General features: G+C 66.3%; 19 protein-coding genes. 9 read left to right on the top strand and 10 right to left on the bottom strand.

Annotated features, from left to right (window positions below):
- The first annotated feature begins 15 nt into the window (after positions 1 to 15).
- The 3 genes from RPPS3_RS11780 (at position 16) to RPPS3_RS11770 (ending at position 3,065) form a co-directional block, all read left to right on the top strand.
- Positions 16 to 1,191 (top strand): YncE family protein, encoded by a 1,176-nt coding sequence (locus RPPS3_RS11780; RefSeq protein ID WP_107344270.1) that lies wholly within the window; start codon positions 16 to 18, stop codon positions 1,189 to 1,191.
- A 242-nt stretch (positions 1,192 to 1,433) separates the two neighbouring features.
- Entirely contained in the window at positions 1,434 to 2,444 is a 1,011-nt protein-coding gene (locus tag RPPS3_RS11775; protein WP_107344269.1) for a hypothetical protein, read from the top strand.
- Positions 2,445 to 3,065, top strand: a complete 621-nt coding sequence (locus tag RPPS3_RS11770) for a dimethylsulfonioproprionate lyase family protein (RefSeq protein ID WP_107344268.1) — start codon at positions 2,445 to 2,447, stop codon at positions 3,063 to 3,065. It abuts the gene before it with no gap.
- Positions 3,066 to 3,146: 81 nt separating this feature from the next.
- Here the strand turns inward: RPPS3_RS11770 and irrA are convergent, their stop codons facing one another.
- Positions 3,147 to 3,638 carry an iron response transcriptional regulator IrrA gene (gene irrA, locus RPPS3_RS11765; RefSeq protein WP_107346569.1) on the bottom strand — a complete coding sequence of 164 codons (492 nt, stop codon included), beginning with the start codon at positions 3,636 to 3,638 and terminating at the stop codon, positions 3,147 to 3,149.
- 497 nt (positions 3,639 to 4,135) lie between these two features.
- Between irrA and RPPS3_RS11760 the strand changes: the two genes are divergently transcribed.
- The 6 genes from RPPS3_RS11760 to RPPS3_RS11735 are packed head-to-tail and all read left to right on the top strand — an operon-like array spanning position 4,136 to position 8,075.
- Entirely contained in the window at positions 4,136 to 4,636 is a 501-nt protein-coding gene (locus RPPS3_RS11760; RefSeq protein ID WP_107344267.1) for a hypothetical protein, read from the top strand.
- Positions 4,637 to 4,643: 7 nt separating this feature from the next.
- Complete coding sequence (locus RPPS3_RS11755; protein ID WP_107344266.1) at positions 4,644 to 4,976, top strand: HMA2 domain-containing protein; 333 nt, start codon at positions 4,644 to 4,646, stop codon at positions 4,974 to 4,976.
- 17 nt (positions 4,977 to 4,993) lie between these two features.
- Positions 4,994 to 5,317: a hypothetical protein gene (locus RPPS3_RS11750; RefSeq protein WP_107344265.1), complete on the top strand. Its 324-nt coding sequence runs from the start codon at positions 4,994 to 4,996 to the stop codon at positions 5,315 to 5,317.
- Positions 5,304 to 5,645, top strand: a complete 342-nt coding sequence (locus tag RPPS3_RS11745) for a hypothetical protein (protein ID WP_107344264.1) — start codon at positions 5,304 to 5,306, stop codon at positions 5,643 to 5,645. Before RPPS3_RS11750 ends, RPPS3_RS11745 begins: the two co-directional genes overlap by 14 nt.
- Positions 5,638 to 5,976, top strand: a complete 339-nt coding sequence (locus RPPS3_RS11740; RefSeq protein ID WP_107344263.1) for a hypothetical protein — start codon at positions 5,638 to 5,640, stop codon at positions 5,974 to 5,976. Before RPPS3_RS11745 ends, RPPS3_RS11740 begins: the two co-directional genes overlap by 8 nt.
- Positions 5,973 to 8,075 carry a heavy metal translocating P-type ATPase gene (locus RPPS3_RS11735; protein ID WP_107344261.1) on the top strand — a complete coding sequence of 701 codons (2,103 nt, stop codon included), beginning with the start codon at positions 5,973 to 5,975 and terminating at the stop codon, positions 8,073 to 8,075. Before RPPS3_RS11740 ends, RPPS3_RS11735 begins: the two co-directional genes overlap by 4 nt.
- A gap of 37 nt (positions 8,076 to 8,112) precedes the next feature.
- Here RPPS3_RS11735 and RPPS3_RS11730 read toward each other — a convergent pair whose 3' ends face one another.
- From RPPS3_RS11730 to RPPS3_RS11690, 9 genes are all read right to left on the bottom strand, one after another.
- Positions 8,113 to 9,189, bottom strand: a complete 1,077-nt coding sequence (locus tag RPPS3_RS11730; protein WP_107344259.1) for a thermonuclease family protein — start codon at positions 9,187 to 9,189, stop codon at positions 8,113 to 8,115.
- Positions 9,190 to 9,564: 375 nt separating this feature from the next.
- A complete protein-coding gene (gene ggt / locus RPPS3_RS11725) occupies positions 9,565 to 11,142 on the bottom strand; it encodes a gamma-glutamyltransferase (protein WP_107344256.1) in 1,578 nt (525 codons plus the stop codon).
- Positions 11,143 to 11,219: 77 nt separating this feature from the next.
- Positions 11,220 to 12,878, bottom strand: coding sequence for an ABC transporter ATP-binding protein (locus tag RPPS3_RS11720; RefSeq protein ID WP_107344254.1), 1,659 nt, complete (start codon positions 12,876 to 12,878; stop codon positions 11,220 to 11,222).
- Positions 12,875 to 13,714 (bottom strand): ABC transporter permease, encoded by an 840-nt coding sequence (locus RPPS3_RS11715; protein WP_107344251.1) that lies wholly within the window; start codon positions 13,712 to 13,714, stop codon positions 12,875 to 12,877. Before RPPS3_RS11715 ends, RPPS3_RS11720 begins: the two co-directional genes overlap by 4 nt.
- Positions 13,715 to 13,726: 12 nt before the next feature.
- A complete protein-coding gene (locus RPPS3_RS11710) occupies positions 13,727 to 14,749 on the bottom strand; it encodes an ABC transporter permease (protein WP_107344249.1) in 1,023 nt (340 codons plus the stop codon).
- A complete protein-coding gene (locus RPPS3_RS11705) occupies positions 14,746 to 16,335 on the bottom strand; it encodes an ABC transporter substrate-binding protein (RefSeq protein ID WP_107344247.1) in 1,590 nt (529 codons plus the stop codon). Before RPPS3_RS11705 ends, RPPS3_RS11710 begins: the two co-directional genes overlap by 4 nt.
- A gap of 78 nt (positions 16,336 to 16,413) precedes the next feature.
- Complete coding sequence (locus RPPS3_RS11700) at positions 16,414 to 18,003, bottom strand: acetolactate synthase large subunit (protein WP_107344245.1); 1,590 nt, start codon at positions 18,001 to 18,003, stop codon at positions 16,414 to 16,416.
- Positions 18,003 to 19,301 (bottom strand): ArgE/DapE family deacylase, encoded by a 1,299-nt coding sequence (locus tag RPPS3_RS11695; RefSeq protein WP_107344243.1) that lies wholly within the window; start codon positions 19,299 to 19,301, stop codon positions 18,003 to 18,005. Before RPPS3_RS11695 ends, RPPS3_RS11700 begins: the two co-directional genes overlap by 1 nt.
- Before the next feature lie 49 nt (positions 19,302 to 19,350).
- Positions 19,351 to 20,802 carry an NAD-dependent succinate-semialdehyde dehydrogenase gene (locus RPPS3_RS11690; protein WP_107344241.1) on the bottom strand — a complete coding sequence of 484 codons (1,452 nt, stop codon included), beginning with the start codon at positions 20,800 to 20,802 and terminating at the stop codon, positions 19,351 to 19,353.
- Between the last annotated feature and the right edge of the window lie 34 nt (positions 20,803 to 20,836).

The following is a 20,836-nucleotide window of genomic DNA, read 5'->3' as shown; positions in this document are numbered from 1 at the left end:
TTCTGACGAGACATCGTGACGTTCAATTCCCACCCGCCATACGATCCAACGAAGCCCACCGGAGCACGCTCCAGTGCCGGCATCACCCGTCGGCGTCTTTTTGGAACAGCGCTGGTTGGCGCGGCAGCCCTGCTCGCCGCCGCCCCTGCTCGCGCCGAAACTTACCGCGACTACCGGCGCACGATCTTCGTCGCGCGGCGCGGCGTTGCCGCACTCGATGCGATCGATGTCGATTCCGAGACCGTGACCGGCACGCTCGAACTCGGTCTTGAACCGCGCGAGCTGCAGATCTCCCAGCGCGGCGGCCGCCTGGCCGCGATCGACCTGAGCAGTCCACGTCTCGTCAGTGTCGATCTGGCGACACAAAGCCGACGCGACGTACCGCTGCCATTTATCCCGTCGCGGCTGCGGATCAGCCCCGACGGCCAGCGGCTGGCGGCGTTCGACGATGCGCGCGGCACAATCGTGCTGCTCGACAGCACCGACGGCCGCGAACGCAGCCGGATCGACGGCCCGCGCGAGATCCGCGAGGCGATCTTCTCCGGCGATAGTTCATCCCTCCTGGTGGCAGCTGCGAGCGTCGGCGGTCTATCGACGTATGACATCGCGACCGCGCAGCCTGTTCCGCCGGTCGAAGGGCCGTCGCTCCACGCGCTGCTGCGCGCGCCGAACGGCCGCGAAGGCTTTGCGCTGACGGCCGAGACTCCGCGCCGCGTACTGCACCTCGATCTGCGCTCGCGACAGGTGCTGGCGAGCGTGCCCTCCTCCGATCATCCCGTTCTGTTCGCAACCGGCACCGGCATCCAGCTGCTGGCGATCGATCAGCATGCGGGCACGCTGTCGATCCTGCCGTCGGAGCCGCTGCAGCCGGGCGGCGTCACGCTGCCGGCCGCGGCATCGACAGCTTATGCAGCCTGGTTCGATACGGTGGCGTTCGTTCCGGCGCCCGCTGCGCGCAAGCTGCTGATCTTCGACCTCGAGCGCCGCAAGGCCGCGGGCTCGATCGCGCTCGACGGCGTGCCGGGTACCGGCGTGGTCACACCCGATGGCGACAAGCTGTACTTGCCGATCGAGGATCAGGGCACGGTCGCGGTGATCGACACCCATCTGCGCCAGCGCATGGCGTCGATCTCGATCGGCGCTGCGCCGGTCCAGGCGATCATCGCCGGCGGCTACGGCCTTTGCCATTGACGTCGCATCGGTGAGACTCGGGCCTCGGCCCGTTCTCGCGAGCCAGCAGCGAACGCACATGATCAACCATGCGCGCGTCGCGGAGGCGAATGGCATTCTCGCTTCGCTGCCGACAAGGAAAACTCCTGCTGGCAACCTTGACGTATGAGTGTTGCCATCATCGACGACCGTCAGTGGCGCATTGACGCCTTGCCTGAGTCATTCGATCGACACCGAATCCACAATCCGACTGCGAGTGACATATGGCGACGGCACTGAACACCGGCCGAACATCGGCCCCCGCACCCGAAGCAGCGCCCAAGCTGCGCTTCGATGCCCGCCGGTATCTCGGCACGACGCCCCTTCGGCGGATCAAGGACGAGGTCGAGATCGAACTCGCCGATCGTGCTTATCTGCCCGACCTGAACGACCTCAAGCGCGACTGGGTGGCGAGCGTCGCCGCACCGGCGTTCCGGGTCCTCGCGCGCAACCGCGCAACACCCCCACGCGCATTCGCCTCGATCGGCACCGGCTCCGGCGTCGATGCGCTGGCGGCGATCGAATTGCTCGGCGCCGAGATCGTCGGCATCACCGACCTGTTCGACGAGGTGGTCGCCACAGCGGCGCGCAACGTGCGCGGCAATGTTCGCCCCGACGCGGCCATCACGTTGCACGCGGGCGCCGGCGACCTGCTCATTCCGCTCGCTTCCGCGGGCGTGAAGTTCGACGTGATCTACGAGAACCTGCCCAATCTGCCGGTCGACGACAGCCGCAAGATCGAAGCCGACAAGACCAGCGCCGCTTTCCTCGCGCCGCGCAGCGAAGACATCCCGGCCTTCATCACCGACTGGCTGCTGACGATGCACTATCTCGCGCTGGTGCAGGCGCGTGACGCGCTGACGCCGGACGGCGTCGTGCTGTCGACGGTCGGCGCGCGGGTGCCGCTCGACATTCTGGCGCAGATGTCGCGCGCCGCCGGGCTGGTGCCGCGCGTCCTCACTTATGGCTGGAAAGTGCAGGCCGACGCCGACGACGTCATCTCCACCTACGCGAATTGGGAGCGCCAAGGCCTCGGCCCGTTTCGATTCTACGCCGCGGATGCGCTGGAGGCTGCGTTCGCAGATCTCGATCCCGGCGAGGCCGGCGCCAACGCCGCGACGATCGAGGCCAGCCTCGCCGGCGAACAGCTCGGCGCGGTGGCGGCGTGGGAGGCGCATCGCAACGGTCTGCGGATCGGCCACACCTACGTGGTGTTGCAATCGGGCCTGCGCTGAATGACCGCCTCTGATGAAGCCGGCCAGCTACGATCGCTGGTCGCAGCGCTGCGGCGTTCCTTCGCCGATCCGAACGGAGCCGATGACGCAGCCAGGGCCGAGATCCGCCGTGTCGAGGCGCTGCTCGCCGCGGCCCCTCTGGAGGCTGCAGTGCTGCAGCCGACGCATCATCCGTTGACCCGGCACCTGCCGGTGGTGCTCGATCTCGCCGAGGTCACGGCGCCAGAGGTGGCAGCCGCGCTGCGCCCGATCGCGCAGCAATTGCCATGGCGTTACGGCTACACGCCGCGCGATGATGCGCCGGGCCTCGAAGGCGCCATGGGCTGGGCCGAGCTGATCGGCCCGCTGGCGCCGATCGTCAGCCGCGAGGTCTGCTTCGGTCTCACCTTGATCGGCCCGCGGACCTACTACCCGCCCCACCGCCATCCCGCGGTCGAGCTGTATCGGATCGTGGTCGGCCATCCGCACTGGACCGTCGCCACCGACACCGCACCGCGCCGGCCGGGGGATGCCATCCTGCACGCCAGCGACGTCGTCCACGCGATGCGCGCCGACGACGAGCCGCTGCTGGCGATCTACTCATGGACCGGCGACGTCGACACCCCGTCGCGGTGGGTGTAACAGCTCGCAAGGCTGTCTTCTTCAGAAGGTCCGAACATCAGCCGCGGATGGGCGCTAATACGCCGGCAGAGGCAGGTGATCCTAGCCCCGCCCCTTCCGCCGGAGACGCACCACCAGATCGACGCGGCTGACCTCGTAGCCCTCGGGAATTTGAGGCAGCTCGCCGAGCTGAATCAGCGAGGCCGGGATGTCGATCAGCTCGTGCCGGTTTTCCAGATAGACGTGATGGTGGTCGCTGATGTTGGTGTCGAAATAGGTCTTGCTGCCATCGACGCTGACACGGCGCACCAAGCCGAGCTCGGCGAAGTGATTGAGGGTGTTGTACACCGTCGCGAGTGAGATCTGGACCGAAGCGCCGGACGCCTCCTCGTACAGCATTTCCGCCGTGACATGGCGGTCGCCGCTCCCGAACAGAAGCTGCGTCAGAACCAGGCGCTGAGCCGTTGGGCGCAGGCCGACCGTTTGCAGCAGGTCGACCGCACAGGGACGCGCCGGCTCCGGGGCAAGCTGATTGATGTCGACCGGCCGGATGTCGGCCGAGTCAAAGCGGCGGCTGTCGGGTCTGAAATTCACTCTGAGAATCCTCGTTTCGAAGATCACCATAGGGAACAATTCGCTTTTGCGAATTGACCGCAGTCAAATCTTGGAAACGGGTCGCATTCGCCGATGATGGCACCGTGCCGCCTCCCGCGGATCATCCCAGTACCAATTGTATTCGTCCGCTGGACCGCAGCACCTCCGCATTTGACGCGCATCAAGGAAACTGCCGACTTTTACGATCCAGACTAATAGTCACAAGCAACATATTCGCTACAGAAATACCGCACTACGCAACCTCATCGGCGCTTTTGCAGACTATCGAGGTTGGCAAACTCTAAACCTGGGTGACGCGAAGGAGCGCCTTTGACTGCCTGCTGTCGATCCGATTTGGCCTTCGATGGCCCCTGCGTCTCCGATTGCGCACGCGGCCAGAGCGGGCGCCCCTCTCGCCTCCCATCAATCGCACCAAACGCATTCTTACCGCGCCACACCGCAACCAAGCACGCCAGCCGGCAGGGTCTGGTGCGGCGATGACCCGCCCGAACGATCACACTTCTGCATTCGTCTCGGTCCTGCCGGGGCGGATTCGGTTGCGGCATCGGATGCTGCGAGACCGCTCCCGCTATGCCGCGATCGACGCACGATTGCGCGCGCTGGTGGCGGTCGATGGCGATCCAGCGGTCGGCTCGTTCCTGCTGCGCTACGATCCGGCCGACACAGCGATGGAGGCGCGAATCCGTGCCGAGGTCGCAGGGGTGTGGGCGACGATGGCGCCGGCCGGGCCACCGGATTCACCAACCGCCGATGTAGAGGCTGCAGCCACCTCCGACGACCCGATCGAGCGATTGCGGCGCCGGGCGCAGACCCGGTCGACGATCAATCGCGTCGCGAAAGTCGGCGCCCTCGCCGGCATGGCCGGCACCGTCGCGGCGCTCGGCGTCAGTCGCAAACTCCACGCTCAGATGGGCGTCGTCGCCATCGCGGCGACCCTCACCCACCTCGCGGTGCATTGGCGCCGCACATTCCGTTAGGTTCTCCGTGTCCGATCCTTCCGCCGCAGGCCTTCTGCGCTTCACGCATCATCTCGAGATTGCGCACCACCTGCCCGGTCGCATCCGCCTCAAACTGAAGGTCCCGCTCGACGGCGAACTGATCGCGATGGCGGACGAAGCGAAGCGGTTCGGCAAAGCGCTGGCGAAGATGGACGGCATCCGCTCGATCAGCCTGAACCCGCTCGCGCGATCCTGCGTGGTCGAATACGACCCGCACGGAATCCCGCCCGCCGCCTGGCGCGACTTCGTCTCCGGCGACGTGACGCCGGAGGGCGAAACGCTGCGCAACAATCTGCACGGCCTGCTGGCCAGCTCATAGTTCGGAAGGAATTCATCATGCTCCCACTTCTGCGATTTGCATCCGGTATCCTTGTCGGCATCGTCGGCGTGCATCTGCTGAAGCAGTCCAAAGCGCCGGAAGCCGTTAAGTCGTTCGCTCAGAAAGCCCGCAGCGGACTGGACAAGGCCGGCGAGGAACTCCGCGAGGCGACCGTCTCCGGCCTCAGCGCCGTCGAGAAATCCAGCGCCGCGCTCCGATCGAAACTGTCCACCACCGCGGATAGCGGCGAGGCAGCGACAGACGCTGCGCCGAACGCAGCGACAACCGACGCGGCACCAGCCCCGTCCGCCGACGAGACTGCCCCGAATGAAAAAGCGTAAAGCGAAGCAGCGCGCGGCGCCGCTCGCTGCCGGGGAAATCACCACAAACTTCACCCGTGGCCTCGTCGCCGCGGGCCTGCTCGCTGCGATCCAGGACAGCCGCACATCCGGCAAGCCTCATGGCCGCAAACTGCTGCGTCAGGCGTTGCAGGGCGGCGTCGCGCTGGCGGCCGGCGCGGCGGTTGCCGAAAGCATGCGCGATCAGGACTACTTCGGCGCGCTCAGCGCGCTCGCTGGCGGGGCGCTCGGCGCCCTGGCTCTGGAAACTCTCTTGGCGACCGAATTGGCGGTCGCGACCGAATCTTCCGAGGAGATTGGACTTGGCTAAGAAGAAGGGAAAGCGCGGCAAGGGCCTGAAGCGTCGCGAGATCGAGCAGTTGCTCGCCGGCCAACTCACCCTCGCCGGCAACCGCCCGCGGCAAGGCATGCTCGGCAATCTCGGCGGGCTGCTCCCCAAGGGCCGCAACGAGCAGTTTCTGCTCGGCCTGCTAATCGGCGGCCTCGCTGCCTACGTCCTCTCCGAAGAGGAACTACGTAGCAAGCTGTTCAAGGGCGCGATCAAGGCCTACGCCAACATGATGGGAAGCGTCGCCGAACTGAAGGAACAGTTTGCTGACCTCAGCGCGGAAGTCGAGGCCGAGCAGAGCGGCACCGTATGACCGATAACCGGTGGCTGTCGGCAGTCGAGATCGTTCACCGCCTGCCCGGCCGCATCCGCCTGCGCTATCAGCGCCGCTCCAAGACATCCGACCCTGCTCTCCTCGCCGGCGTCGCAAGACTGATCGACGGCGTGACCTCGGCGCGCGTTAATCCGCGCGCTGCGTCGCTGATCGTGTGTTTCGATCCGGCCCGCACCGACGCCGACACCATCGTCGCCACGATCGCGGGCCTTGAGGCGTCGGAGGCCGGCGCAAATCCGCGAAGTGACGACGGCAGTTCGGACGTCGCCGCGACGCTCGCCGTCCTGCTCGGGACGAGCACGCTGCCGATGCAGGCTCGCCTTCCGGTCAGCCTCGCCGCCGCGTTGCCGCTGCTGCGGCATGCGGCGGCCGATCTTCGAACCCATGGCGTCACCAGCCACGTGCTGGAGGCGATGGCGGTGTCGATCTCGTTGGCGCGCTCGGACTTCGTCGCCGCCAACACCACGACGTTCATCCTGGCGCTCGGCGAAGCGATCGAAGACTCCATCGCCCGCCGCTCCGACGATCTGCTCAAGCATCTGCTGCGCCCGACCGGCGACGGCGTCTGGGTTCTGCGCGACGGCGTCGAAGTGCAGATTTCCGCCGACGAGGTGACGGCCGGTGACGCCGTGGTGGTCGGCGCCGGTGCGGTCGTTCCGGTCGATGGCACCGTTCTGTCGGGCGAAGCCACCGTCAATGAGGCGGCGATGACCGGCGAGAGTGCGCCGGTCGTCAAGAGCCGCGGCTGCAAGGTTCTGTCCGGCACCATGCTGGAGGATGGCCGGCTGACGATCTATGCCGAGCAGGTCGGCCGCCGGACCGCCGCCGCGCGGATCGCCGACTATGTCGAACAGTCGCTGACGGCGAAGAGCGAGGCACAGATCGAGGCCGCCCGCCTCGCCGATCGACTGGTTCCCACCGTGCTGAAACTCGCGGGCTTCTCCGTGCTACTCACCGGCGACTGGCGCTCGGCCGCCTCGGTGCTGCAGGCGGACTATTCCTGTGCGCTGAAATTGGCGACGCCGGTCGCGTTCAAATCCGCGATGTATCATGCCGGCCGGATCGGCATTCTGGTCAAGGGTGCAAGCGCGCTCGAACGCCTCGCCCAGGCCGACACCTTTATCTTCGACAAAACCGGAACGCTCACCAGCGGCACTTTGGAGGTGACGGACTCGATCACCTTCGACTCCGCCTACAGCGCCGACGACCTGATTTGTCTCGCCGCCTCAGTCGAAGAACACTACTTTCATCCCCTCGCGCTCGCCGTCGTGAACGCCGCCAAGGCCCGGCACGGCCACCATTTCGACCATGCGGAGGTGGAGTTCATCGTGGCCCACGGCGTCGCCAGCGTGATCGCCGGCGAGCGCATCGTTGTCGGCTCGCGCCATTTCGTCGAAGAGGACGAAGGCATCGATATCTCGCTGCATCGAGATCCGATCGATCGTCTGTATCGCGAAGGCAAGACGCTGCTGTTCATCGGCTTCGGCGGCCGTCTGCTCGGCGTCCTCGGACTGAAAGACACCATCCGCCCGACCAGCGCCGCGACCATCGCACGCCTGCGCCGCGCCGGCGCCAAACGCATCCTGCTGCTGACCGGCGATCATCGCGACCGCGCGGCCGAAATGGCGCAAGAACTCGGGCTCGACGGCTTTCATGCCGAGTTGCTGCCGACCGACAAGGCCGCAATCATCGCCGACCTCAACGCCCAGGGCGCGAAGATCGCGTTCGTCGGCGACGGCATCAACGACGCTCCAGCGCTGGCCGGCGCCCATGTCGGCATCGCCATGCACAAGGGCGCGGACATCGCCCGGCTCACGGCGGACATCGCCCTGCTCGAAGACGGCGTCGATCGCGTCGCCGACGCCAAGGAACTTGCCAATCGCGCCATGGCGCGGATCGCCAGCAACTACAAACTGACGGTCGGCCTCAACACCACGATCCTCGGGCTGGCAGCGATGGGCGTGCTGGCCCCGATCACCACCGCCGTCCTGCACAACGGCACGACGATCGGAATTCTGCTGAACGCCCTCAGGAATACACTGCCGAGGGTTGCAGCGCCCCGAGTTGGCGACCGCTGAGCCCACAAACAAGACAACCCTACCGGTTAGGGACGGCTCACTTCTTGACCGCCCGGCACCCCGCCGTCTCAGCTTCCTTGACGCTGCAGAACCAGCGCTTGCTCGGGCCCATCTTCAGCTTCGCGTACAGTTGACTGCCTGGCTGCTGGTAAGTGCATTGGCCGCCCTTGGTAATCGTGCCTTTGATGGCACACTCCGGCGACGGCGCTTCGGCAACTGAGGCTGCGCCGCGCAGGATTTCCAGGGCGTTGCTCGGCACGTTGGCAGCCCCAACGATGGTGGTCTTCTGGTTTCGATTCCGCCAATCCGACGGCATGATGAACGCGCCTGACCACAGGCCGGATTGCGCGTCCCGGGCGATGACCTCGGAGGCCTCATAGGTGCGTGCCGAGCGGACGAGCGAGACGGCCCAGCCGGAGCGTACCATCCACTCTTCAACGCTCTCCGCATTCACCGCGCAGCTTCCGAGCGACCTGCCGTATTTGTCATGACCCGCGACCTGGCAGGTCCATGGCTTGTCCCCGAAACGCTTGGCGAGTTCATCGCGTGCGGCAAGGCCGCAGGTCCAGCCGGAGCCCTTCTCATCGACGCACAGCTGGTCGGTCTCCGGCGCGTCGATCCCTTGCAGCCGAATTTTCGTGCCGCTGATCTCGACCGTGTTGCCGTCGATCACCAGCGCCATGCCGGCGATCTCGATCGGCTCCTCGCCGGGCAGACAGACATACTGCGTCCCCCGCATGCCGAGGCACCGGGCTGAGCCAAGGGTGAAGTCGATCTTCACGCCGAGATCGCGCGGCTTGCCGTAGGGGCCGCGGTCGTTGACCCGAATGCTGCAGCTTCGGCCGTTTGCCGGGTTGGTGACCACGACGGTGGTGCCGAGCGGATATTCGTGGGAGGCTGCGGTCAAGCCGTCATGTTTCATTGGCTCGCCGCTGCTCGTCCGCGAACCGACCGTATACAGCGACGCCAGGACCTCTTTGCCCGCACCGCACTTGCCTGTCTTATGCACAAAGCGGTGCACGGTGTCCCAACCCCGCGCATACGCCCCACTGGAGGCGAGCGCGATCGTGGCTGCGGCCGCCATGCCGATCGTCATTTTCGAGAAGAATCGCATTCCAACCCATTCTCCGGTGGCGCGGCTTAGCATAGGCGCCCGGCGATTGAAGCCGCAGCACCCGATCAGGAGCCATGCCACCTCTGCTGCCGGGCGCAAACCGGCCTTGCCCGCGCCAGTGTCCGGGCAGAATTCGCCGCGCTTCTGGGCGAAAATTGGATCGAGGGGATTCTGGGCCTATCCGGCGGCTCGACGGGGCGGACATCGTCGGAGATGAAGGGCCAGCGCCTGGCGGCTGAGGCGCATCGCGCCACGGAACCTGGCGACCGCGGAATGCATGGACTGCTGTGCGCCGGGAGAACGCGAACCTTCGGCTCGGGGGATCGAGCTGGTGCCATCCGGCTCGATCCATCGTGCCTTCCGCGTTCGGCGGTCTTAGTAGCCGAGTGCCACGCCGTCCTTGCGGTGATCGGAAGCGCCGAGCAGGACGCCACGCGCACGATCGATCCGGATCGCCTGGCAACCGCCGATTGCTTCCTCGGTCCAACGCACGGTGTGGCCGCGGCGATGCATCTCATCGTGGATGTCCTGGCCGATCGTGGTCTCCAGCGACAGCGCGCCGTCGAAGCAGAAGCTGCGCGGGCGCTCGGCCGCAGCCTGGATGTCGAGGCCGAAGTCAAGCACGTTGGAGATGAAGTTGGCGTGCCCCGCCGCCTGATAGTGGCCGCCCATCACGCCGAACGGCATCACCGCCTGATCGCCCTGCATCAGCATGCCGGGAATGATCGTATGCATCGGCCGCTTGCTGGGCGCGAGCGAGTTGGGGTGGCCGGGCTTGGCGCGGAAGCTCCAGCCGCGATTGTGCAGCAGCACACCCGAGTTCGGCGCGTAGATGCCGCTGCCGAACGGCGAGAAGATCGAGTTGATCAGCGACACCGCGTTGAGATCGCGGTCGACCACGGTGACATAGACCGTGTCGCGATGTTCGGTATCGAGCCACGGCTGCGCCTCACCGGCGCGATGCATCCTGATGCTCTGACGGATCTTGCTAATCACCGCGTCCGACAAGAACCGCGCGGGCTCGAGCGGAGTGATCGCCGGATCGCAGAAATACGCATCACGGGTCGCATAAGCCGCCTTGGTCGCCTCTGCGAGCAGATGAATCCGGTCGGCGTCGTTCAACTTGCCGACGTCGAAGCCTTCGAGCACACGCAGGATCATCAACGCCGCGAGCCCCTGGCCGTTCGGCGGACATTCCATCACGGTGAAGCCGCGATAATCGGCTGAGATCGGCGTCACATGCTCGCAGCGATGCGCCGCGAAATCATCCATGCTGTGCGCGCCGCCGAGCTTCCTCAGCACCGCGACCATCTCTTCGGCAACTTCGCCCTCGTAGAAGCCGGCCCGCCCCTCGCTCGCGATCTTGCGCAGCGTCGCGCCGAGCCGCGGTTGGGCGCGAACATCGCCGATCTCAGGGACGCGGCCGCCGGGCAGAAACTGCGCCGCCGCGTTCGGATCGATTTCAATGCGCGCGCGAAACCGGCGCCAGTCGGAAGCAACGCGCGGCGTGACGCAGAAGCCCTGCTCCGCGGCTTCGATCGCCGGGCCCAGCACGTCTGCCAACGGCAGGCTGCCGTGGCGTTCGATCAACGTACACCACGCATCGATCGCGCCCGGAATGGTGACGGCCTCGGGCGACGTCGGCGGAATGTCCCGGGCCTCGCCGCCTGCATACTTCTCGGCATCGGTACCGGCCGGAGTACGGCCGGAGCCGTTCAGCGCGATCGGCCGGCCGCCGCCCAGCGCCACCAGCGCGAAGCAATCACCACCTATGCCGGTCATCTGCGGTTCGACCACACCCTGGATCGCGACCGCGGCGACGGCGGCATCGATCGCATTGCCGCCGCGGCGCAGAATGTCGATCGCCGCCAGGGTCGCGCGCGGATGCGATGTCGCCGCCATGCCGTTCTGCGCGACCGCGAGCGAGCGGCCGGTCTTGTGAAAATCGCGCATGCTTGGTTCCCTTTTGGATTCGTGATCGCGGTTTTGTCTGCCAGCAAGCTCCGCTGCCCGCAGACACAAACGCGCGATTATGCCGTCATCGCGTCCAGCGTCGCCGCCGCCTCGGGGCCCGCGAACAGGCTGCGGCCTGGAATGGCGTCCAGCAGCGCCCGAGTGTAGGGGTGCTGCGGCGAGGTGAACACCGATTTGGTATCACCTTGCTCGACGATTTCGCCGCGGCGCATCACCACGATGCGGTCGGCAATCTCCGCCGCGACCCGCAGATCGTGGGTGATGAACAGCATCGCAAGGTTCATTTCCTCGCGCAGCTCCGCCAGCAGGTCGAGGATTTGCGCCTGCACAGACACGTCGAGAGCCGACACAGCCTCGTCAGCGACCAGCACCATCGGCTTCAGCGCCAGGGCGCGCGCGATGCAGATGCGCTGGCGCTGACCGCCGGAGAACTCGTGCGGGTAGCGCCCGGCCGCGCTCGCCTCGAGGCCGACCCGCGCCAGCAGACGCTTGGCGTCGGCCATCGCCTCTGCCGGCGGCACGCCATAGGCCATCGGACCACGCGCAATCGCATCGCCGACCTTCTGGCGGGGATCGAGCGCCGCAAACGGATCTTGAAACACGATCTGCACCTTGCGGCGCATCGCGCGAAGCTGTTCGCCGCGAAGCTGCAGGAAATCCGCACCTGCGAATTCGATCGCGCCGGTGTCGGGCTCGATCAGGCGCATGATGATGCGGCCGAGCGTCGATTTGCCGGAGCCGGACTCGCCAACGACGGCGACGGTCTCGCGCGGCCGCAGACTGAGTGCGACGTCGCGCACCGCCACCACCGTTCGATCCGGCCGGAACATCCCCTGCCCGGTCACGAAGGTCTTGTTCAGTCCATGTGCGTCGAGCAGCGGCTCGCCTTCGATGCCGCGATCGCCGGCCGCGGCCGGACGCGAACCCGGCACCGCGGCGATCAGCGCCTTGGTGTAGTCGTCCTTCGGCCGCCGCAGCACCTCGTCGACGGTGCCCTGCTCGACGACGCGGCCGTTACGCATCACCACGACGCGGTCCGCGATATCGGCGACCACGCCGAAATCATGGGTGATGAACAACACGCCCATGCCGCGCTCGGCCTGCAGCCGCCGGATCAGGGCAAGGATCTGCTTCTGCGTGGTGACGTCCAGCGCGGTGGTCGGCTCGTCGGCGAGCAGCAGCGCCGGATTGTTGGCCATCGCCATCGCGATCATCACCCGCTGGCGCTGGCCACCGGAGAGCTGGAACGGATAGCTACGCACCAGGGTTGCGGGGTCCGGCAGGCCGACCGCGGCGATCAGCTCCAGCACCCGGGCATCGAGTTCGGAACGGCTCGGCCGCGGCGCGGCATGCACCAGGATCGCCTCGGCAATCTGATGACCGACCCGCGCCAGCGGATTGAGCGCGCTCAGCGGCTCCTGAAAGATCATCGAGATCGCACCGCCGCGCAGACGGCGCATCGTGTCCTCGTCCGCATGGGCGAGATCATCGCCGCAGAACCGGACGGCGCCGCCGCCGATCTCCAGGCTCGGCGGCAGCAACTGCAGCACCGCATGCGCGGTAATCGACTTGCCCGAGCCGGACTCCCCGACCAGACAGACGATCTCGTTGCGGCGGACGCTCAGCGATACGTCCGAGACGGCGTGGCTGCGATCGCCGCCATGCGGCAGCTCGACCGACAGATGCTCGACGGACAGCAGGATATCGTCGCTCATGCGTTGCGCACCTTTCGCGCGATGCGCGGGTTGAGCATGTCGTTGAGGCCTTCGCCGACCAGATTGATCGCCAGCACGGTGAGCAGGATGGCGATGCCGGGAAACACGCTCATCCACCACGCCTGACGGATCACCGTGCGCGAGGCGCCGATCATCAGGCCCCACGACATCAGGTTGGGATCGCCGAGCCCCATGAAGCTCAGCGCGCTCTCGATCAGGATCGCGGTGGCGATCGTCAGCGAGCCGGTGACGATGATCGGCGAGATCGCGTTGGGCAGGATGTGACGCAGCGCAACGATCAACGGTGCCTGTCCCTGACAGACGGCCGCCTGCACGAACTCGCGGCCGCGCAGCCGCATGAATTCGGCCCGCGTCAGCCGCGCCAGCGGAGGCCAGCTGACCGCCCCGATCGAGATGATGACGTTGGTCAGCGTCGGTCCGATCGTCGCCACCAGCAGGATGGCGAGAATGAAGCCGGGGATGGTCTGGAACAGCTCGGTCAGCCGCATCATGAAATCATCGACCCGGCCGCCGAAATAGCCGGCGATCGCGCCGATCGTGACGCCGATGCACAGTGCAGCCAGCGTCGAGGCAACGCCGATCGTCAGCGAAACCCGCGCGCCGTAAGCAATGCCCGCCGCGACGTTGCGTCCGAGCATGTCCGAGCCAAGCGGCAGTCCCTCGCTGGCCGGCGGCTGGAACGGCGCCGCAACCATCTCCCAAGGGTCGTCCGGAAACAGCATCGGCGCACAGATCGCCAGGATCACCACGGCGATCAGAATGATCAGCCCGATCACTCCGGTCGGGTGGCGCAGGAACGTCTTCAGCCTTTCCATCCCAACCTCCGCTTAGGCCGCTGCACGCAAGGAGACGCGCGGATCGACGATCCGGTAGATCGCGTCAGTGATCAGATTCAGCGAGATGACGATCACCGACATCACCAGGAAGATGCCGAGCATCAGCGGATAGTCCCGCTGCAGCACCGCATCGAAGGTGAGCCGGCCCAGACCTGGCCAGGCGAATACGGTTTCGATCACCACCGCGCCGCCGACCAGTGTACCGGCCTGCATGCCGGCGACGGTGACGACCGGCAGCACGGCATTGCGCAGCATGTGGCGAATGATGATCTGGCCGCGCTTCAGCCCCTTGGCACGCGCCGTCTTGATGAAATCCTGGTGCGCGACGTCGATCACCGCGGAGCGCATCAACCGCGCATAGATCGCTAGATGCACGGCGCCGAGCGAGACCACCGGCAGCACCAGGTGCGCGGCAATGTCCCGGATCCGTTCGAACGGCGTCATCTGCACGCCGATGGTGACGTAGCCGAACGCCGGCAGCCAATCGAGGTGCACCGAGAACAGCAGCACCAGCATCAGGCCGAGCCAGAACACCGGCATCGCGTACAGGAACAGCGACACCACGGTCAGCGCCGTGTCCGACCATTTGCCGGCGCGGACGCCGGCGAGTGTGCCGAGCGAAACACCGACCGCGAGCGACAGCAGGAACGCACTGCAGGTGAGCAGCAGCGTCGCCGGCAGGCGCTCGGCGATCAGCGACAGCACGGTGCGCTGCTGCCGATAGGAATAGCCGAGGTCCAGCGTCACGATCCGCTTCAGGTAGATCGCGAGCTGCACCGGATACGGCTGATCGAGGCCGTATTCGGCACGCAGCTTGGTCAGCATCTGCTCGTCGGCCGCCCCGCTCTGCCCGGCCATCACCTGCGCGGGGTCACCGGGCGCCGCATGCACCAGCATGAAGTTGAAGGTGGCGATCACCAGGACCACCGCCACGAAGCGGACGGCCCAGCGGACGACCGCCAAAGCGATCGCCACACCGCGGCTGCTGCCGATCGACTGCGCCAGCGCCATCATCCGAACGAAACCGTCCCGAAGGTGTCGTGCACGCCGATCGCCGACGTCACCACGTTCTTCAGCCGCTTGTCCATGAAGTTGGGATACTCGATCTCGAGCAGCCAGGCGACCGGCACCTCCTCGACCATGATCTTCTGGACCTGGCTGTACAGCTCCTGGCGCGTGTCGTCGGATGTCGCGGTCGCGGCTTCCTCGAACAGCCGGTCGACTTCCGGATTGGAATAGCCGCAGGTGTTGGAGAACAGGATGCCCTTACGGATGTTCGACGAGACGTAGCTCCGCGACACGCCGAGCGCCGGATCGCCGAACTGATAGACCGTCGTCGTGGTCATCGAGAAGTCCCAGTTGCTGAACTTCTCGGCCCAGCCGCCGACATCGATGCCCTGCAACTGCAGATCGATGCCGACGCGAGCGAGCGACTGCCGCAGGAATTCGGCGGTCCGCTGATGGGTTTCACCATAGGGCGACACCATGAAGGGAATCGTCACGCGCTTGCCGTCGGGGCCAGGCTTCAGCCCCATTTCGTCGAGCAATGCCTTCGCCTTCTCGGGCGAGAAGTCGTAGGCCTTGACGTTCTTTTCGTAGAACTTGGTCTTCGACGACACCGGGCCGGTGGCGACCTTGCCGAGGCCGAAATAGATCCGGTTCAGCAGCGCCTTGCGGTCGATCGCATACATCACCGCCTGCCGGAACCGCTTGTCGTTCATCGGCGCGATGCGGTTGTTGATCTCCAGCCAGGTATGCGGCGCGAAGAACTCGTAGCCTTTGGTGGTCATCGTCAGGTTGGGCAGCTTCGACAGCCGCGGCACCTCGAACAGTTCGACGTCGGTCCACTGCGTGAGCTGAACCGTCCCCTGCTCCAGCGCCACCGAGCGCGACGCGGAATCCGGGATCACCCGATAGATGATCTCGTCGAGGAACGGCTCTCCCGGACGATAATAGCCTTCGTGCCGGACCAGATGGACGTGCGAACCGCGCACCCATTCCTTCAGCTTGAACGGGCCGGAGCCGATCGCCTTCGCGTTGGCCGGGTTTTTGCGATAATCGGTGCCGTCATAGATGTGCTTCGGCACGATCGGCGCCGTGGTGCAATCGAACGCGGTGAGGAACGGCGCGAACGGCTTCTTCAGCGTAAAGACCACCGTGAGCGGGTCCGGCGCCTCGGCCTTGTCGATCCGCGAGAAGGTGTTGCGGGCGCGCGCGTGGTTCTCGATCAGGATCTTCATCACCGAGAACACCACGTCTTCCGACGTCAGCGGCGTGCCGTCGTGGAAGGTGATGTTCGGGAAGAGCTTGAACGTGTAGGTCAGCTTGTCTGGCGATACTTCCCAGGACTGCGCCAGGCCCGGCAGCGGTTTGAGGTCGAAATCGTAGCGCAGCAGGCTCTCGTAGATCTTGCCGCCCAGCGTCAGCGTCGGCTGCTGCTGGTTGAGCGCGGTGACCAGGATCGGCGGTTCCGGCTGAATGATGGTGTTGAGCGTGCCGCCGCGGGTTTGTCCCACAGCCCGCGTGATGCCGAGCGGGATGCCGCCGATGCCGAGTGCGCCGGCCATCAGGCCCAGTTTGGCGAATTCACGTCTGTTCATGCTAGCCCCCGCGTTACGAGATGTTGGACTGGTCGGTCGTCCAGGACGTTAATGATTGAGGCGAAGGTGGTCTGTGCATCAGACCATCGCCTCGATGAGATACGGACCACGGCGCGCCAGCGCCGTATCGAGCGCGCGCGAGAATTCCGACAACGTGGTCGCGCGGCTGGCCTCGACGCCGAGGCCCTGCGACATCTTCGTCCAATCGAGTTCGGGCTGGTCGAGCTGCAGCATCCGCTGCGCGTTACGGCCCGGTGTTTGCGCGCCGACCTTGCTCATCTCGCCCCACAGCGTGGCGTAGGAGCGGTTCGAGAACACGATGGTGACGACGTCGAGGTTTTCGCGGGCATGGGTCCAGAGGCCCTGCACCGTGTACATGCCGCTGCCGTCGGCCTGCAGGTTGATCACCTTGCGATCCGGACACGCCACCGCAGCGCCGGCTGCCATCGGGATGCCGATCCCGATCGCGCCGCCGGTGATCTGCAGATAATCGTGCGGTGCCGCGTCATACGAATAGTCAAAGAAGCCCGACGAGGTCAGCGCCTCATCGCAGACGATCGCCTGATCCGGCAGCCGAGCAGCGATCAGGCGGTTGACCATGTCGACGGTGAGAGCGGCATTGGCCCCCGCCGTCGGCGCCGGAACGGCGAACGGCGCAATCGCAACCGGCTCGTTCGGTGCATTGACTTCGTCGGCGAGCCATTCCAGCGCCTGCACCAGATCCTGATCGGGCCCGGCGAGCTGGACGATCTCGCAATTCGGCGGTGCCAGCCGGCCCGGCCGGTTCGGATAGGCGAAGAACGACACCGGCTCCTTGGCGCCGATCAGCACCACCATGTCGGCGCCGCGCAGCATCTCGAGACCGATCTCGTGAGTCATCGGCAGCTTGGCGATCGGCGCCCGGCCGCGGCCACGTGCGATCCGGCCATTGGCGCCCTGCGCGTAGATCTCCACCCCGGCGCTGCGGCGAATGTTGTCGGCGATCCGGAGCGGCCGCTCCCGCAGCGCTCCGCCGGACAGCATCAGCACTACCTTGCGTTTGGTGCGGATCGCGGCGCCGATGCGCACGACCGTCTCCTGCACCAGCGGCGTCTGCGGCAGACGCTTGCCGCGCACCGGCGGCGAACGATACCTGTGCTCATTCCACGCCATGTCGGCGGGCAGGATCAGCGTCGAGATACCTGGCGCCATGCTCTGCGACCACGCGTCCGCAACGTCCTGATCGATCCGCACCGGATCGGCGATCCGCTTGACCCATCGCGACATCGGCCGCGCCAGCGAGTCGATGTCGCTGGTCAGCGGCGCATCGAGCGGCAGATGCTCGACCGCATGATCGCCGACGATGTTGATCATCGGCGAATGCGCGCGTCGCGCGTTGTGCATGTTGGCGAGGCCGTTGGCGAGGCCGGGGCCGAGATGCAACAGCGTCACGGCCGGCCGGTCGGCCATCCGGGCGTAGCCATCGGCGGCGCCGGTGACGACGCCTTCGAACAGCCCGAGGATGCACTTCATCCGCGGCTGCCGGTCGAGCGCCGCCACGAAATGCATCTCCGACGTGCCGGGATTGGCGAAACAGACATCGACCTCGTGCGCCAGCAGCGCATCGCAGAGCCGGTCCGCTCCCGTCATCGATTGCACGGCGGACGCCGCCGGAGCCGCGACTGTCATCACAGCTTCCTCAGCCCGCACCACTCGGCGACGAACAGCGCAATGCTCAGCGTCGTCTTGCGCAGGCTTTCCAGATCGATGCGCTCATCGAACGCATGCGGCCCCTGGCCGTAAGGTCCGTAGCACAGCGCCGGAATGCCGTAGTCGACCGAGTAGTAGCGGGTATCGTTGACCGCGGTCGACAGCCGGGCGTCGAGCGGCGCGTTGAATGCGGCCTTGTGCGCAACGATGAGAACGTCTTCAGCCTCCCCGCCCGGCTCGCATACCGCCGGATCCGCCTGGAAGCCGCTCCAGATCAGTTCGGCCGGGTTCTCGGACAGGAAGCTGTCGGTCGCCTGCGCATCGGCCAGACACTTCTCGATGCCGCGCATCGCCTCCTGCGGCGTATCGCCGGTGAGCAGGCCGAGCCGGCAGTCGAGTTCGCACCAGGCAGCGGTCGAGCTCGCCCAATCGCCGCCCTTGATGATGCCGACGTTGAACTTGATCGGGTTCTTGACCTGGCCGAACCAGGGATCGCGCACCGCCTGGGCGTTCAGTTCCTTGGTGTATTCTTCGAACGCGCGGATCAAATGCATCGCCGACAGGATCGCGCTGGTGCCGGTCTCGGAATAAGCGACGTGAACCGGCGTGCCGCGAACGCGCAGCCGGAACCAGACCGCACCGACTTGGGCGCGCGTCAGGGTGTGGCCGGTCGGTTCGGGGATCAGGCAGGCGTCGGCACGATAACCGCGCATCAGGGTCGAGAGCGCGCCGTTGCCAGTGCTCTCCTCTTCGGTCACGGTCTGCACATGGACGCGCGCGTCGGGTGCGTATCCGGCGGTGCGGATCGCATCGAGCGCGAAGATCATCGCCGACACGCCGCCCTTCATGTCCTGCGCACCGCGTCCGATCATCCAGCCGTCGCGGACGGTCGCCGCATAGGGCGGATCGCTCCACAGATCGACCGGGCCTTCGGGCACCACGTCGATATGGCCCTGCAGGATCAGGCTGCGGCCCTTGCCGTCGCTGTCCGCGGTGGCGACGACCTGCATCGAGCCGGCGGGATCGATCGTGTCCATCGGCGCCGCCTTGGGATGGCTGGCGATATCGACGTCGGCGAGACTGAAGGTGTCGACCTTGTAGCCGCGATCGGCGAACTGCTGCGCCAGCCATGCCTGCTGCGGCGCCTCTTCGCCGCGCACGCTGCGGAACTGCACCATGCGCTGGAGAAACGCGACCTGGTCGTCGAAATTGCGATCGACCGCCGCCCGCAGGCTTTCTGTGATCGCATCCGATTTGGTCAATGTCTCAGTCGCCACGTCTCGGTCTCCCCTGGATCTGATAGTTGTCGTTACGCAGACGGCAGCATCAGCGATCGAGACCGCCGAGCAGGATGTACTTGGTCTCGACGTACTCCTCGATGCCGTGGCGCGAGCCTTCGCGGCCGAGGCCGGACTGTTTGACGCCACCGAACGGCACCACATCGGCGCCGAGCAGCGCCGAGTTGACGCCGACCATCCCGGACTCCAGCGCCTCGGCGACGCGGAATACGCGTCCGAGGTCGCGCGCGTAGAAGTAGGACGCCAGGCCGAACGGCGAGTCGTTGGCCTGCGCGATCACGTCGGCTTCGTCGGTGAAGCGATACACCGGCGCCACCGGACCGAAGGTCTCTTCGCGCGTGATCAGCATCGCGGTGGTGACGCCGGCCAGCACGGTCGGCTCGAAGAAGGTGCGCCCAAGCTTGTGCCGTTTGCCGCCGAGCACGACCTTGGCCCCCTTGGCGACCGCGTCGGACACATGACGCTCCACCTTGGCGATCGCCTCGGCCGTGATCAGCGGCCCCTGGGTCACACCGGCGTCGACACCGTTACCGACCTGCAGCGTCGCCACCTTGGCGGTGAGCTTCTCGACGAACGCGTCGTAGATCCCATCCTGCGCGTAGATGCGGTTGGCGCAGACGCAGGTCTGCCCCATGTTGCGGAACTTGGAGGCGATCACGCCTTCGACCGCGGCATCGAGATCGGCATCGTCGAACACGATGAACGGCGCATTGCCGCCGAGTTCGAGCGCAACCTTTTTCACAGTCGAGGCGGCCTGACGCATCAGGATCTTGCCGACCTCGGTCGAGCCGGTGAAGCTGATCGCCCGCACCGTCGGATGCTCGGTCCAGGCCTTGCCGATCGCCGGCGCATCGCCGGTGATGATGTTGAGCACGCCCGGCGGAAAGCCGGCGCGCTGCGCCAACACGCCGAGCGCCAGCGCGGTGAGCGGCGTTTCCGGCGCCGGCTTGATGACCACCGTGCAGCCGGCGGCGAGCGCCGGCGCGACCTTGCGGGTGATCATCGCGGCCGGGAAATTCCACGGCGTGATCGCCGCGACGACGCCGACCGGCTGACGGATCACCATCGTGCGAGCATCGGCGCGGTGCGACGGAATGGTCTCGCCGTAGATACGCCGCGCCTCCTCGGCGTAGAACTCGACGAACGAGGCCGCGTAGTCGATTTCACCGAGCGCTTCGGCGAGCGGCTTGCCCTGTTCGCGCGTCAGCAGCAGCGCCAGATCGTCGCGATTGGCAATGATCTGGTCGAACCACGCGCGCAGCATGGTGGCGCGCTGCTTGGCGAGCAGCTTCGACCACTGCCGGAACGCGATGTCGGCGGCGCGCACCGCCTCCTCGGCCTCGTCGGTGCCAAACCGCGGCACCGCGCCGATGCGCTCACCGGTCGCCGGATTGAACACGGCATCGACCGGCTCACCACACCACTTGCCGCCAACAAGGCAGCGCTCGGCCAACAGGCCGGGATCACTCGGCATCAGCATCTCGATCATTCCCGTCTCGGCGCGGACGCGCCCT

It is taken from the genome of Rhodopseudomonas palustris (assembly GCF_003031265.1).
Lineage (GTDB): Bacteria > Pseudomonadota > Alphaproteobacteria > Rhizobiales > Xanthobacteraceae > Rhodopseudomonas > Rhodopseudomonas palustris_H.
This window is presented reverse-complemented; position numbering and strand designations above follow the sequence as displayed.